Here is a 14,403-nt window from a genome sequence, read left to right as displayed (position 1 = left end):
TATCAAATATGAAGAAGCTTGGCCTAGTCGGCTATCCTCTGGGGCATTCTTTCTCCAAGAAATATTATGTGGAGAAGATGGAAAAGGAAAATATTGGGGGAATAGATTATGATTTATACCCTATTCCAAACATCGAAGATTTTCCGAATCTATATAATGAGGAGAATACTGATTTTGTCGGCTGTAATGTCACTATTCCATATAAGCAAGCAGTGATGCCATACTTGCAAGAATTATCGGAGGAAGCTCGCCAAATTGGTGCCGTAAACTGCATTACGATCCAGCATCTTCCTTCGGGTGAAAAGAAGCTGGTCGGATACAACACGGATGCGTATGGATTTGAAGAATCTTTAAAAAAATATTGGAATCCCGACAAGCACAACAAGGCATTGGTATTGGGCAATGGTGGCGCGGCCAAAGCCGTTTTGTTCGTGCTAAAAAAACTCAATGTTCAGGCTCAGCTGGTTAGCAGGGTCAATTCAGACTCTGCCATTAGCTACGAGGATCTGTCCACAGAAATGATCGCTGAACATCGTTTGATTATCAATTGTACACCATTAGGCACTTTTCCGAACGTAGATGCTTGCCCTCCTATTCCCTATGATGGAGTTGGAGAAAATCATTACCTCTACGATCTAATCTATAATCCAGAAGAAACACTTTTCTTAAAGCAAGGACGTACACAGGGAGCCTTAACCAAAAATGGTTTGGAGATGTTGATCCTACAAGCAGATAAGAATTGGGAGATTTGGCAGCAGGCAAAATAGTTTCTATTTTTGAAGATGATAGCAATCGAGACCCTTACTTACAATCCTTATCAAGAAAATACATACGTTCTATACAATGATCAGAAAGAGTGTATTATCATAGATCCGGGTATGCACAATAGACAGGAAGAACAACACTTTCTATCGTTCATCAGTAACAATGGACTTAATCCGGTTTTGCTATTGAACACACACTGCCATGTGGATCATGTCTTGGGCAACAAATTTGTCTATGACAACTTTGGATTACTGGCTCAATTTCATGAAGGCGAAATCCCTGTTTTGCTGGAAGTGCAGAATTATGCACCACAAATGGGTTTTAATTACGATGCAGCACCCATTGCCGAGCAATTTCTATCGGAAAAAGACATCATTAACTTAGGAGAGGAAACGTTGGAGTCAATCTTGGCGCCAGGACATTCACCCGCACACCTTTGCTTCTATTCTGCTAAGCACCAGTTTTTGATCGGCGGTGATGTATTGTTTCGCAATAGTATTGGACGCACCGACCTTCCGGGAGGAAATCATAGTCAACTACTACAAAGCATTAAAGAACGCATTTATAGTCTGCCCGATAACACGACGGTTTATCCCGGCCATGGACCAAGTACTACGATTGGTTTTGAAAAGACTTCAAACCCATTCATCCAAGGTTAATCCATGAAGTTGCCTTTATTCTTCGCGAAGCGATACCTCTTTTCTAAAAAATCTGTAAACGCGATCAATATCATTTCCTCGATCAGTGTTGTAGGAGTGCTAGTCAGCAGTGCCGCCCTAGTCATTGTACTTTCGTTTTACAATGGCATGGAACAGTTTATCTTATCGCAATACAGCGTGTTCTCTCCAGATCTGCGTATTGAGCCTACGACTGGAAAAGTATTTGATGCAGAAGGCGCTATATTTAAAGAGCTACGCTCAGATAAGGCAATCAAATCATACAGCGAAATTCTGGAGGATCGCGTGTTGGTACAATATGGCAACCAGCAATTCGTAGGCCGAATCAAAGGTGTGGAGCAAGAAAGCTTACAAACTCAAGCCACAGAGGAAATTTTGCATTTTGGTGACTACAAGGTGCAGCAAGACAGTGTTAATTTTGCTATAATAGGTGCTCAGGTGCAAACCAATTTGCAGATTCCTTACAAAGAGTTTGATAATGCGATCGCATTATACATACCCAAGAAAAACATCAACCCACAGGTTAGTAATCTAAATCCTATGGATGAGATCAACGTGCGAAGGATCACTCCTACGGGCGTCATGAAATTCCAGCAGGGATTTGATGACCTCGTCATCACTTCACTGAGTTTTGCAAAAGACCTGTTGAGTGAGCCAAGCCACGTATCAGCCATTGAACTATTCTTACAAGATCCTACGGAAGTCAATAAGATACAACGATCTATCCAAAAAGAGTTGGGTGATGACTTCGTTATCAAAGACAGACAGCAGCAGAATCCTACATTATACAAGACGGTAAGTTCAGAGAAGTGGATCGTATTCTTTATTGTCACTATAATCGGCGTTATCGCTATCTTTAACATCATCGGATCATTAACCATGTTAGTGATCGACAAGAAAAAGGATATCCAAATATTAAAGAGCTTTGGAGCGGACGCCAGTCTTATCCAGCGTATATTTTTCTTTGAAGGAGTGCTTATTGCGCTTTTAGGAAGTGTGATCGGTATAGGACTGGGAATTGCCTTTTGCTTGCTGCAAATAAAATATGGATTTGTACGTACTGGAGGACAAACTCTTTTTGATGCTTATCCAGTAGAAGTGCGCTATATGGACTTCGTACTTATTTTCTTCACTGTAATGCTCTCGTCCATCTTAATTTCGTATGCTGCATCAAAACTCAGTATCACGAGATTTGGCTCTTTAGGGCTTCACGAAGAGTAGCTAGTACTTTAAGCGTTTTCTACTAAAGTCACCATTTTTAATTTGGTTGATGAAACTTCCCCAAGCAAATGGATTCAGGAAGGGTGTCGTCGCATTTTGCCGGATACCCGAATTGTTCATCTGAATGTGATTCATTCGCCCATCAAAACTCTGCATCTCTTCTGGACTACGTGGCAAAACTGCAGAAAGCGCGGCCAGAGCTTCAGGACTAAGATTTCTACGTGCGTTCAGATGTTCATCCATACCCGAGTTCATGGCCAAAAAGGCCATGGTAAACTCTTCTACACTAGCCCATGGTAGGGGCGGCCCGACAGAAACAATTGGAAGCTCTTCTACCAAACTTTCCATTTCAATATTTAAACTGTATTTGTCACCTGGGATATCATTAGGCACAGTAATCGTCATCGGCTTGTATCCTATGGACGAAAAAGCAATGACATCACCTTTGTGTGCTACGAACGTAAAATATCCCTCGTGATTGGCAATAAACAATTGATTTCCAAAACTTGAATTGATGATAGTCACATACGGCACCTCAATAGTAGTTCCCGTTGCCGTGATCACGCCAGAGAATTGTACAATCTCCTTCTTCTGCGCTTGCGCAAAAGAAACCGTTAGGAATAGTATACTGAAAACAAGAAATGGAAACCCCTTTGCCATATGTGCACAAAAATAAACAATCACCATAGGTAGCGTTGTTAAAATGTGTTAATCAGGACTATTTGGAAAAACGTAGATTTAGTATGGTGTGGTAGCGTTAGGATCGTCCATATCGGTTAGGTTTACCGCTTCGACAGAAACAATCTCGGGAACAGCCTTTTTAATAGCTTGCTCCAAACCTGCTTTAAATGTCATGATACTCATAGCGCAGCTCGCGCATGCACCCAACAGTTTCAGCTTCACAACATTATCTGCAGTAATCTCTTCCACACTCACATTCCCTCCGTCTGTCTCTAGATAAGGTCTGATGGTATCTAATGCCTGCTCAACGCGCTCGTGTAAAGTCATTTTACTATTAACTATTATAATTATGGTATAAAGATAGTCAATTTTATCGTAACACTGACGCATCCGATGTTTAATAAAACACTGTAATGACTAAAGTTTTTACAGAGTTAAAGAATGTTAAATAGGTGATAGCTAAACGCTTTGTGTGCTTTATTAAATTACCTTAGATTCGAAAAATAAATTGATTATTAGTACGAATTGAAGTATCTTTGCAAAATGTTTTCACATAAACGTATCTGGTTTTTTTGTCTCGGCACGGTGCTGGTATTGGGTCTCGGCGCTTGTAAAAGTCGCTTTGAGAGGTTGCGTGCGAGTAACAATATCCAGATGAAATACTTAGAAGCGGTGAAATATTACGAAGCTGGAAAGTATTCTAAAGCTTCGGTTCTATTTACCGATTTACTCACTAAATACCGCGCAAGTGCGGAAGCAGAAGATTTGAGTTATTATACGGCATATACATCATATCGTATGAAGGATTACATTTCTGCTCGCTACCACTTCAAAACATTTGCGCAGAATTATCCGAATAGTGCACGCGCGGAAGAATGCCGTTTTATGTCGGCTTATTGTTTTTATATCGATTCTCCACGCACCAATCTGGACCAAGAAAACACGTACAAAGCCATCGATGAGCTACAGCTATTTGTGAACTTGTATCCTGAATCAGAGCGCAGCGAAGAGGCATCTGATTTGATTCAAAATCTGCGAAATAAGTTAGAGAAAAAAGCTTTCGACAATGCCAAGTTGTATTATAATATGGCACAACCAGCGGATTTTAGAGCGGCCGTTATCGCTTTTGAAAGTATGCTGAGACAGTATCCTGATACGAAGTATGCCGAAGAAGCTGAATATCTGATCGTGCGCTCGCAGTACATGTTTGCGGAGCATAGCGCTTTCTTCCGTCAAGAAGAGCGTTATAATGATGCCATTGATTACTATCAGAGCTTCGTGCAAAACTATCCAGAAAGCAAATACGTGAAAGAGCTCGAAACGTTGCGCCAAAGTGCGGAGCGTAAAATCGTTCTTGCGGTCAAACAAACCGACCAAATGAACGAAGCTAGAAAGAAACACGAAGAAGAACTTGGTATTGCAGGCGGTCCTGATGCTGCCAGTGCAAACGAGGCACAATAAATAATAACAACAAGAAAAATACGATAAACTATGAGTCATAATTCATCAACTGTCCCTAATAGTACGGTAACACGCGACTTACGCGATCTAGACACCGGTACTGATAACATCTATGAGTCTATCGTAGTAATTAGCAAACGTGCTAATCAGATTGCAGTAGATATTAAAGAAGAGTTGAGCGGTAAGCTAGCAGAGTTTGCAACGAGCAGCGACAACTTAGAAGAAGTATTTGAAAACAGAGAGCAAATCGAAATCTCTAAGCATTACGAGCGTTTGCCGAAACCAAGCTTGGTAGCGATTGACGACTTTTTGCACGACAAAGTGTACTTCAGAAATCCTGCTAAAGAGCAAGAATAATTTCATGTCTTCTTTGCAGGGCAAAAATATTGTTTTGGGCGTATGCGGCAGTATTGCCGCATACAAATCCGCCCTACTTGTCCGATTATTGATCCACGAAGGCGCTTCCGTCCGTGTGATTATGACACCTGATGCCACCGAGTTTATCACTCCACTCACACTGGCAACATTATCCAAACAACCCGTTCTTGTTGACTACTTCGATCCGAAAACCGGAGAATGGAGTAATCATGTTCAAATTGGTCTAGATGCGGATTTACTCGTAATTGCACCAGCTTCTGCGAACACATTGGCCAAAATGTCGAACGGACTTTGCGACAATCTGCTTACGGCGGTGTATCTTTCCGCCAAGTGTCCGGTATATTTTGCTCCCGCAATGGATCTCGACATGTGGAAACATCCGGCAACTAAACGCAATATTTCTCTACTCCAATCGTACGGTAACCAAATTGTCCCTCCGGGAAATGGTGAATTGGCTAGTGGACTTTCTGGCGAAGGTCGATTAGCAGAGCCAGAAGAAATCATTGCTTTCCTGCAAAAGCAATCCTCCGAACTAAATGAAGTCGATAAGCCTTTTAGTGGTCTAAAGGCTTTAGTGACTGCAGGCCCAACTTATGAGGCGATCGATCCCGTACGATTTATAGGTAATCATTCTAGTGGGAAAATGGGTTACGCAGTCGCTAAGCGATTACGCGATCTTGGTGCAACGGTTACTTTAGCTTCTGGTCCATCGCATGAGATCGTACCAGAAGGTGTAGATCTTATTAAAGTACGATCGGCAGCAGACATGTTGGCCGCCTGTCAGGATCACTTCCAATCGTCTCACATTGTGGTGATGAGTGCCGCTGTAGCCGACTATACACCCAGCGAATACGCTGATCAAAAGATCAAGAAAAAAGAGGATCTTTTCTCGCTTCCGCTGAAACGCACTACCGACATCTTGGCGACCTTAGGTCAGCAAAAAACAGATCAACAAACTTTGGTGGGTTTTGCGTTGGAAACCAATGATGAATTAGCCAATGCAAAAGGTAAATTAGCCCGCAAAAATCTAGATTTCATTGTCTTAAATTCTATGAAAGATGCTGGAGCAGGGTTTTCGACAGACACTAATCACATTACCATCATAGAAAGAGATGGACAGGAACATCGCTACGAGCTGAAAAGCAAAGACGAAGTAGCGTCCGATATTTGCGTGCACATCTTAGCACATCGCCATTCCTTATAGATTAGAAATCCGTAATTCTTTGGGATAATAATTGTTGATTCGGTTGGGCAATGCCTTAATCCAGCCGAGATTTACCCCCTGATAACGCACCAATAACCAGCCCGTTTTTCCCGAATCATTAATGGTTGCATCCAAATTTTCTTTTCGAAGAAATTGCAAAGCCGTTTCCTGATCTAATTCTACACCAGCAATATCTTGACGCACGCGTGTGCTCAATGCTAAATCGTGTGAAGGTATTAGTTCTCGACCAGTCCATTTACCTAATCGCGTACCCGCATTCTTTAAGTACAGAATCTTCTGCATGAACTCCAGTTCGAGCTCATACTTTTTAGGGAAAGCATGTAATTGGTCGTTATGTAGAAAGCCATACAGTCCTTCATCATTCATCCACTTGCGCAGTTCCTCTTTAGGAGCATTATTTTTCTCTGATTTGATTTTCTTTCTACTGAAAGTTGACTGCTCCCCTTTCTTTTGCAGAACGGCAAAGAAAAAGCCTTCGCCCTTTACTTCGTGCGGATAAAATCGATATCCAGATACATCATTTGCTTTTGTTGTAGTAATCGCCCATTCCGCAGGCGGATCAAGCGCTATCGATGTCAAATCAAATTCTTCTATCAACCAATTGACTATTTCTTCATTCTCCTCCCGAGAATAAGAACAGGTTGAATAAAAGAGGTAACCATCTGTTTTTAGCGATCCAATCGTATCGGCCAAAATCCTGCGTTGGCGATCGGCGCAAAGCTTTACATTCGCTTCCGACCATTCATCGATCGCATCATGATCTTTGCGAAACATGCCTGAACCAGAACAAGGTGCATCCACCACCAACAAATCAAAGAAACCGGGCAATCGACCAAAAGAAACTGGATCATTATTGGTGACTACGACATTTACGCCGCCCCACTTCATACTATTTTCTTCTAGAATATTGGCTCGTGCTTTGATGATTTCGTTGGAGACTAATAAGGAATCTTCCGAAAGGTAGGTTTGTAATAAAGTAGATTTGCCACCTGGCGCCGCACACAAATCTAGCGCTAGAAGTGGTTTCGTATCTAAGCCCAGCGATTGTACCGCAAAGGCCAAAAACATAGAACTTGCTTCCTGTGAATAGTAAGCTCCAGCATGATAAAGAGGATCTAAAGTATATATTGGTCTCTTATCCAAAAAATAACCCCGATCACACCATGGCACGCGCTCCGAAATAGATAACACGGATGTAGGATCAGGTAATTTTGCTGGGTTTACCCGAATGGAGGAGATTTTCTGTTCATTCTCATGCACCTTTAGAAAAGCTTGCATATTGAACTCAGGCTCTTCATTTAACCGATTGATCAGCTCGTTGGGCAGGAAGTTACTCATACATCAAAGTTAGGATAAAAAACACAAATCATAAATATTGCCCTATCTTTGGTGCATGAAGCATTTCAAGAAATATTACACCTTGGCAGCTACGCCGGAAGAAGTCTATCTAGCGCTGACGACAGAAACCACGATCCGGTTGTGGACGGGTGATATCGTAACGATTGATGCACAACCGAATGGCGAATTTTCCATGTGGGACGGTGCGATCACTGGTCGTTTTTTGGAATTGATCCCTTCGCAGAAGATTGTACAAGAATGGTATTTCGGTGAGCAAGACGAACAATCCATCGTAACCATCAAACTACATCCACACAAGAAAGGTACTTCCTTTGAAGTGCAGCACGCCAACATTCCTGATGAGGCATACGAGGAAATCGTGGACGGCTGGAATGACGTGTACATGCAGAGCTTAATCGAATTCTACAACGAGGATGATACTATCTAGTTTCGTTAATCGTTTCGTAAACCGCATCTTGTATGCGACTACGAATATTGAGGTCATATAATTTGTTGGACACATCCGGATATACACGATTGGATAAGAATATATAGACCAGTTGATTCTTTGGATCAATCCACAGGCAAGTACCCGTAAAGCCCGTATGTCCGTAAACGGATTCATTGGCTAATTGCGAAGGATATGCTTTGCTCGCATCCATATCATAACGATCGAATCCTAATCCGCGACGACTAGTGAGCGATTGCCGAGAAGTGAATAAATCGACCGTCGCCGGTTGAAAATAGCGCACGCCGCCATAAGTTCCCCGATTCAATAGCATTTGCCCATAAATGGCGAGATCATTGGCGGAGGCAAACAAACCTGCATGACCTGCCACGCCATTCGCCATCGCGGCACCTTGATCGTGCACATATCCTTGCAACAATTCTTTTCGAAATGTGGTGTCATTCTCTGTAGGTACCAATCGATTTTTCGGAAAGCGCTTTCGCGGATTATAACCCGTCGTTTGCATACCAATTCGGCCATACAGCCATTTTTGTAAGTACGGTTCTATTCCTTCATTCGTCACCTTTTCGGCCACTTCTTTCATGGCATACATGCTAATATCTGAATAGACGTATTTACCTGCATCTTTTATAGGCGAAGCCAACATTTTGGGCCACATGATCTGCTCATAATATCCATTGCGGAGAAAGGCATGATCGGCCATTTGCACACCGTGCGTAGTTGAAGCTGCGCGCTGCACATCTCCTGATTTAAGATCACGATAAAAAGGAATGTAAGGTTCAAAACCACCTTCATGCAAAAGCACCGTTCGTATGCTGGTTTTTGATTTGTTACTCCGGCGTGCTGCCGGCAAATAAAATCCCAAAGTGCTATCCAACTGCACTTGTTTGGTTTCGTACAAGTGCATCATCAAAGGCGTAGTGGCTGTGATTTTGGAAACGGAGGCCAGATCAAAAATATCATTTGATGTCGTGCGCTCCGATTTAGCATAGGTATGAAAGCCATACGCTTTTTCTAGCAGCACCGCGCCATTTTTGACAATCATCACCACCATGCCCGGCGCTGCTTGTTCTTTCATGGCTTCATCAGCAATCGCATCAATCTTTCTGGTCATCTTCACGACATCCAGTCCCCAAGATTTTACTTGACCATCATCATATTGTAGGCGCGTTTGGGCACGCTTGTTCTTGCCAGAAGTAATCGGCAAACCTCCAAACACAGACATCGCCAAATCACGCTGAGCTGCTTTCGTTTTAGCGGGATTACTCAGGTGAATCATATTGTCCGTCAATCCAGCAGGCAGGCTGTAGCTATTACCTCCTATTTCGCAAAACACAATAGTTTGACCTTTTGCGGCATACGTGCGCAATCTGGAAAGGATATCACTTCGCAGTTCACTTCGCTCCGCAACAACCAAAATGACTTGTGATTGCTTTACCACAGATCCAAGGGAAGCAAATGAAAAGGCGGACATCGGAGCATACCGATCGGCTTGCCGAATAAACGCTTCGTATTTTTTGGTGGAAGGTGTGATGATCACCAAAGATTGCTTGGAAAGATCTCCAACTGGCAAAAAGTTTTTGCTGTCCGCTAATAGCTCGGTGCGATTAGTAACCGGAGGTTCGGCAGCTAAAACACGCACATCACAGATAACGGTGAATAGCATGACCAAGATGATCGACGATAACCTAAATATGATAGCGGTTTTGCAGTGGTTTTTCATGGTGATGCTGTTTGCTGATCGTGTTAACAAGATAAGCATAATGCCCTGCTTTTGCGGCATTGCATTTCAAGGCATTTTTATCTATGTTTGACTCAATGCCTGAATCGATCGATCATAAAACTGTATTTTCCTTACTCGAGGTTTCTCGCAGTATTCAGAAAACCATTAGCGATCGCTACCAAAGTTTGTATTGGATCAAGGCGGAGATGAATAAACTCAACCACTACTCCCATTCCGGACACGCTTATCCAGAATTGGTAGAAAAGAAAGACGGCAAAGTGGTTGCTGAAATGCGCTCCATCTTATGGAAATCTGATTTTGCACGCATTAACAAGCAGTTTTTGGAGTTGTTGCAGGAACCGCTCCGCGATGGAATCACTATTTTATTTCAAGCAGGGATTTCGTACGATCCGCTTTACGGTTTCAGTTTACGCATCGTAGATATCGATCCGGCTTTTGTGTTGGGCGAGTTAGAGAAGGAGAAAAAAGAAAGTTTGCGCCGATTACAGGAAGAAGGCGTTTTTTTGCTCAATAAGCAGCTAAAGCTCGCTCGCTTACCAAAACGATTGGCCATTATCTCGGTAGAAACGAGCAAAGGCTTATCGGATTTCAACAAAATCATCAATCAGAATCCGTGGGGATATCGATTGGAGATGACGTTATTCCCTGCGCTGCTTCAAGGTGATAAATCCATTCCTTCGATTATTGCACAATTGGCCAATATTGCCGAGCGAGCAGATTCGTACGACGCGGTCGCGATAATCCGCGGCGGCGGTGGCGAGGTCGGCCTCTCAAGCTACAATAATTACCACTTGGCCAAAGCGATTTGTATTTTCCCATTGCCCGTGCTTACTGGAATAGGTCATTCTACCAATGAAACGGTGTCTGAGTTAGTTTCGTATAAAAATGCGATTACGCCAAGTGAGTTGGCGGATTTTCTATTGCAACGCTTTCACGATTTCGCCATTCCGCTCGATCAATTAGTCACACGGACAATAGATGGTGCACGAAGGCGATTTGAACAGGAAAAAGATGCGCTGAAGCAGCTCTCGAAAGCCTTGAACTGGCAGAGTAAACAGCCTTTGCAAAGACATCGTCTGTTTCTAGAAGATTTCCATCAACGATTAGCCCGTGCTAGCGCTCAAAAAATTCGCGAGCAGCATACGGCTTTGCAACATATCACACAACTCGTTCAACTATCAGATCCCAAACGCCTATTGCAGCGAGGATTTAGCATCACGCGCATTAATGGAAAAGCGGTACAAAGTACAAAAAACCTGCAACCCGGCGTTGTGATCGAAACTCATGTATTGGACGGACATTTTACGAGCACCATAAACGACTTGACTCATGGAGAATAACTATACGTATGAAGAGGCGTATGCCGAATTGCAGCAGATTGTCGTCGATATGGAATCTGGCGAAATCGATATTGATAGTCTTTCCGAAAAGATCCAACGCGCTTCCGACTTGATCGCAGTATGCAAAGCGAAACTCACTCGTAGCGAGGAGGAAGTGCAGCAATTGCTTGCCAAATTGGCCGACGACCCTGCCGAAAACCAAGAGGACGGACTAGCGGATATTAGGTAGTTTTTGTGTAATTTTGCGATCTATGCAAAAGAAGTCTGCGCACGACGCGAAATCACACATTTTAATCAAGGGAGCCCGGGTCAATAACTTAAAAAATATTGATGTCGATATCCCGAAAAATAAGCTAGTCGTCATTACCGGAATGTCTGGTTCTGGTAAATCTTCGCTCGCTTTTGATACGCTGTACGCAGATGGCCAAAGACGTTACGTCGAAAGTCTTTCTTCTTATGCGCGCCAATTTATGGGTCGGATGAATAAGCCGGAGGTAGACTACATCAAAGGCATTGCGCCAGCAATCGCTATTGAGCAAAAAGTCATCACCAGCAATCCGAGATCTACCGTTGGTACTTCTACCGAAATATACGATTACCTAAAATTATTATTCGCTCGTATCGGACGCACATTTTCGCCGGTATCTGGTCAAGAAGTGACCAAAGATTCGGTGACTTCTATTGTTTCTGATTTGACGAACCGTCCTACGGACAGTACCTTCACGATATTTTGTCCGCTCATTCCGCTCAACGGACGTAAATTGAAGGAAGAACTATCCGTCTTATTGCAAAAAGGTTTTGTTCGTGTGTTTTACAAAGAGGCTATGCACAAGATCGAGGCGCTGTTGGAAGATAGCAGCATTCGCAACGCTGCTTTTGGCTCGGAAGATGTAGAAATCGTAATCGACCGCATCCGCTGGGATGGCGAAGAAGATACGGTAAATCGGATGGCAGATTCGATACAAACGGCCTTCTTTGAAGGAAAAGGCAATTGTACCGTGGATATTGATGGCACACGCCACACCTATTCAGACAAATTTGAGTTAGACGGAATTACTTTCGAAGAACCATCACCCAACTTCTTTAGTTTCAATAATCCATACGGTGCTTGTAAGCGTTGTGAAGGTTATGGCAAAGTGATTGGCATTGATCCCGATTTAGTCGTTCCAGACAAAAGCAAATCGGTATACGACGGCGCTATCGCGCCGTGGCGCGGTGAAAAGATGAGCGTATGGCTCGACGCCTTGGTAAAAACGGCCTTAAAATTCGATTTTCCGATCCACCGCTCGTACAACGAATTGACCAAAGCGCAACAAGAATTGCTTTGGACGGGAAATAAATATTTCCGCGGATTGAACGATTTCTTCAAAGAACTGGAAGAACAGACCTATAAAATCCAATATCGGGTGATGCTTTCGCGTTATCGCGGAAAGACAGACTGCCCAGAATGTCATGGCTCGCGCCTGCGCAAAGATGCGACATACGTGAAGATCGCAGACAGATCCATTATTGATATCGTACTGCTACCGATCGACGAAGCACTGGTTTTCTTCGAACAGCTTTCTCTCTCCGAGCAGGAGCAAAAGATTGCAAAACGCTTATTGGAAGAAATCAGTAATCGCATCAAATTTTTGTGCGATGTGGGTTTACGCTATCTCACCTTGAACCGACTGAGCAATAGCTTGTCTGGTGGAGAATCCCAACGCATTAACTTAGCCACTTCTTTAGGCAGTTCATTAGTAGGCTCTATTTACGTGTTGGATGAGCCGAGTATCGGTTTACATCCGCGCGATACGCAACGTCTCATTGGTGTTTTGAAGTCGTTGCGCGATGTCGGCAATACGGTAATCGTGGTAGAGCACGAGCAGGAAATGATGGAAGCGGCGGATTACCTCATCGATATTGGTCCGGAGGCCGGAATAAATGGTGGTGAATTGGTTTTTGCGGGTGATTATGAACAGATTATCAAAGACAAAAAAAGTCTGACCGGACAATACCTGAGTGGCAGCATGGCCATTCCAGTTCCGGCGACACGCCGCAAATGGAATGATTCGATTCGCATCTTGGGTGCACGCGAAAACAACTTGCAAGGCATCAATGTGGAGTTTCCTTTGCATGTGTTTACGGTCGTAACCGGCGTATCGGGTTCGGGCAAAACTTCTTTGGTAAAACGCATCCTCTACCCTGCTTTGCAAAAAACTTTGGGCAACTACACGGGCGACCAGACTGGTTTATTTGATACCATGGAGGGTGATACCGCACGCATCGAACAAGTGGAAATGGTGGATCAAAATCCAATTGGCCGATCTTCGCGTTCTAATCCGGTGACGTACGTAAAAGCGTGGGACGAAGTGCGTGCTTTGTATGCCGGGCTTCCCGCAGCAAAAGCGGGCGGTCTGAAACCGGCAGCTTTTTCTTTCAATGTGGAAGGCGGTCGTTGTGATGTATGCCAAGGTGATGGCGAAGTGAAGATTGAAATGCAATTCATGGCCGATATTGTATTGCCATGTGAAGCTTGTGGTGGAAAACGCTTTAAGCAACATGTATTGGATGTACGCTATCAAGAGAAAGATGTATCGGAAGTTTTGGAACTGAGCGTAGACGAAGCTTTGGTATTTTTTGCCGACCAACCCAAAGTAATTGCTAAACTACAACCATTACAAGACGTGGGATTGGGCTATGTAAAGCTAGGACAATCATCAAGCACGCTCTCGGGTGGCGAGGCACAGCGGATAAAGCTAGCATCATTCTTGATCAAAGGGAACAATAGCAAAAAGACCTTATTCATCTTTGATGAGCCAACGACAGGTTTGCACTTCCACGATATTCTGAAACTATTAAAGTCCTTTGATGCGCTGATTGCCCTGGGCAATAGCATCTTGGTGATTGAGCACAATATGGACATGATCAAATCGGCCGATTGGGTGATAGATATTGGTCCAGAAGGGGGTCACCTTGGAGGTGAATTGGTTTTTGCGGGCACGCCTGAGCAATTGGTGAATTGCGAGAAATCGTATACAGGACAGTTTCTAAAGGATCATCTGCCGAAGGCATAAGTGCATAGCACCCTGCAAACGGATATTTTTTCGTAATTTTGTACATCA

At 43.4% G+C, this 14,403-nt stretch carries 14 protein-coding genes; 10 read left to right on the top strand and 4 right to left on the bottom strand.

From position 1 onward, the window contains the following. Positions 1–8: 8 nt before the first annotated feature. The 3 genes from DC487_RS08045 to DC487_RS08035 are packed head-to-tail and all read left to right on the top strand — an operon-like array spanning position 9 to position 2,663. Positions 9–767 (top strand): shikimate dehydrogenase family protein, encoded by a 759-nt coding sequence (locus DC487_RS08045; RefSeq protein WP_116775440.1) that lies wholly within the window; start codon positions 9–11, stop codon positions 765–767. 15 nt (positions 768–782) lie between these two features. Then, positions 783–1,424: an MBL fold metallo-hydrolase gene (locus tag DC487_RS08040; RefSeq protein WP_116775439.1), complete on the top strand. Its 642-nt coding sequence runs from the start codon at positions 783–785 to the stop codon at positions 1,422–1,424. 3 nt (positions 1,425–1,427) lie between these two features. Then, positions 1,428–2,663, top strand: coding sequence for an FtsX-like permease family protein (locus DC487_RS08035; RefSeq protein ID WP_116775438.1), 1,236 nt, complete (start codon positions 1,428–1,430; stop codon positions 2,661–2,663). Here the strand turns inward: DC487_RS08035 and DC487_RS08030 are convergent, their stop codons facing one another. Both DC487_RS08030 and DC487_RS08025 read right to left on the bottom strand, forming a co-directional pair. Further along, entirely contained in the window at positions 2,664–3,323 is a 660-nt protein-coding gene (locus DC487_RS08030) for a hypothetical protein (RefSeq protein WP_116775437.1), read from the bottom strand. Positions 3,324–3,401: 78 nt separating this feature from the next. Next, a complete protein-coding gene (locus DC487_RS08025; protein WP_116775596.1) occupies positions 3,402–3,671 on the bottom strand; it encodes a NifU family protein in 270 nt (89 codons plus the stop codon). 216 nt (positions 3,672–3,887) lie between these two features. On the opposite strand from DC487_RS08025, the gene DC487_RS08020 reads away from it, so the two are divergent. Genes DC487_RS08020 through coaBC form a run of 3 tightly spaced genes read left to right on the top strand, consistent with a single transcriptional unit; the run spans position 3,888 to position 6,387 of the window. Next, the gene (locus DC487_RS08020) at positions 3,888–4,805 is read left to right on the top strand and encodes an outer membrane protein assembly factor BamD (RefSeq protein ID WP_116775436.1); all 918 of its coding nucleotides are present in this window, start codon (positions 3,888–3,890) and stop codon (positions 4,803–4,805) included. Between the two features lie 30 nt (positions 4,806–4,835). Next, complete coding sequence (locus DC487_RS08015) at positions 4,836–5,162, top strand: DNA-directed RNA polymerase subunit omega (RefSeq protein ID WP_116775435.1); 327 nt, start codon at positions 4,836–4,838, stop codon at positions 5,160–5,162. A 4-nt stretch (positions 5,163–5,166) separates the two neighbouring features. Continuing rightward, positions 5,167–6,387: a bifunctional phosphopantothenoylcysteine decarboxylase/phosphopantothenate--cysteine ligase CoaBC gene (gene coaBC / locus DC487_RS08010; RefSeq protein WP_116775434.1), complete on the top strand. Its 1,221-nt coding sequence runs from the start codon at positions 5,167–5,169 to the stop codon at positions 6,385–6,387. Here the strand turns inward: coaBC and DC487_RS08005 are convergent. After that, positions 6,382–7,746, bottom strand: coding sequence for a methyltransferase RsmF C-terminal domain-like protein (locus tag DC487_RS08005; RefSeq protein ID WP_116775433.1), 1,365 nt, complete (start codon positions 7,744–7,746; stop codon positions 6,382–6,384). The two genes, coaBC and DC487_RS08005, sit on opposite strands and share 6 nt — an antisense overlap. 55 nt (positions 7,747–7,801) lie before the next feature. Here DC487_RS08005 and DC487_RS08000 point away from each other — a divergent pair, with 55 nt between their 5' ends. After that, entirely contained in the window at positions 7,802–8,194 is a 393-nt protein-coding gene (locus DC487_RS08000) for an SRPBCC domain-containing protein (protein WP_116775432.1), read from the top strand. Here the strand turns inward: DC487_RS08000 and DC487_RS07995 are convergent. Continuing rightward, positions 8,187–9,977: a serine hydrolase domain-containing protein gene (locus DC487_RS07995; protein WP_239016343.1), complete on the bottom strand. Its 1,791-nt coding sequence runs from the start codon at positions 9,975–9,977 to the stop codon at positions 8,187–8,189. The genes DC487_RS08000 and DC487_RS07995 overlap by 8 nt on opposite strands. A 44-nt stretch (positions 9,978–10,021) precedes the next feature. Here DC487_RS07995 and xseA point away from each other — a divergent pair, with 44 nt between their 5' ends. From xseA to uvrA, 3 genes are read left to right on the top strand one after another with little or no spacing between them, the layout of a single operon-like run. After that, on the top strand, positions 10,022–11,299 hold the full coding sequence (gene xseA, locus DC487_RS07990; RefSeq protein WP_239016342.1) for an exodeoxyribonuclease VII large subunit: 1,278 nt from the start codon (positions 10,022–10,024) through the stop codon (positions 11,297–11,299). Continuing rightward, complete coding sequence (gene xseB / locus DC487_RS07985) at positions 11,289–11,528, top strand: exodeoxyribonuclease VII small subunit (protein ID WP_116775431.1); 240 nt, start codon at positions 11,289–11,291, stop codon at positions 11,526–11,528. Before xseA ends, xseB begins: the two co-directional genes overlap by 11 nt. Before the next feature lie 22 nt (positions 11,529–11,550). Then, positions 11,551–14,355, top strand: coding sequence for an excinuclease ABC subunit UvrA (gene uvrA, locus DC487_RS07980; RefSeq protein WP_116775430.1), 2,805 nt, complete (start codon positions 11,551–11,553; stop codon positions 14,353–14,355). Positions 14,356–14,403 lie beyond the last annotated feature (48 nt).

The sequence above is a fragment of the Sphingobacterium corticibacter genome (assembly GCF_003076635.1).
GTDB classification, from domain to species: Bacteria; Bacteroidota; Bacteroidia; order Sphingobacteriales; family Sphingobacteriaceae; genus Sphingobacterium; species Sphingobacterium corticibacter.
This window is presented reverse-complemented; position numbering and strand designations above follow the sequence as displayed.

Coding starts and splice junctions, on each gene's coding strand:
- DC487_RS08045 (WP_116775440.1), top strand. CDS start 9: ATGAAGAAGCTTGGCCTAGTCGGCTATCCTCTGGGGCATTCTTTCTCC.
- DC487_RS08040 (WP_116775439.1), top strand. CDS start 783: ATGATAGCAATCGAGACCCTTACTTACAATCCTTATCAAGAAAATACA.
- DC487_RS08035 (WP_116775438.1), top strand. CDS start 1,428: ATGAAGTTGCCTTTATTCTTCGCGAAGCGATACCTCTTTTCTAAAAAA.
- DC487_RS08030 (WP_116775437.1), bottom strand. CDS start 3,323: ATGGCAAAGGGGTTTCCATTTCTTGTTTTCAGTATACTATTCCTAACG.
- DC487_RS08025 (WP_116775596.1), bottom strand. CDS start 3,671: ATGACTTTACACGAGCGCGTTGAGCAGGCATTAGATACCATCAGACCT.
- DC487_RS08020 (WP_116775436.1), top strand. CDS start 3,888: ATGTTTTCACATAAACGTATCTGGTTTTTTTGTCTCGGCACGGTGCTG.
- DC487_RS08015 (WP_116775435.1), top strand. CDS start 4,836: ATGAGTCATAATTCATCAACTGTCCCTAATAGTACGGTAACACGCGAC.
- coaBC (WP_116775434.1), top strand. CDS start 5,167: ATGTCTTCTTTGCAGGGCAAAAATATTGTTTTGGGCGTATGCGGCAGT.
- DC487_RS08005 (WP_116775433.1), bottom strand. CDS start 7,746: ATGAGTAACTTCCTGCCCAACGAGCTGATCAATCGGTTAAATGAAGAG.
- DC487_RS08000 (WP_116775432.1), top strand. CDS start 7,802: ATGAAGCATTTCAAGAAATATTACACCTTGGCAGCTACGCCGGAAGAA.
- DC487_RS07995 (WP_239016343.1), bottom strand. CDS start 9,977: ATGCTTATCTTGTTAACACGATCAGCAAACAGCATCACCATGAAAAAC.
- xseA (WP_239016342.1), top strand. CDS start 10,022: ATGTTTGACTCAATGCCTGAATCGATCGATCATAAAACTGTATTTTCC.
- xseB (WP_116775431.1), top strand. CDS start 11,289: ATGGAGAATAACTATACGTATGAAGAGGCGTATGCCGAATTGCAGCAG.
- uvrA (WP_116775430.1), top strand. CDS start 11,551: ATGCAAAAGAAGTCTGCGCACGACGCGAAATCACACATTTTAATCAAG.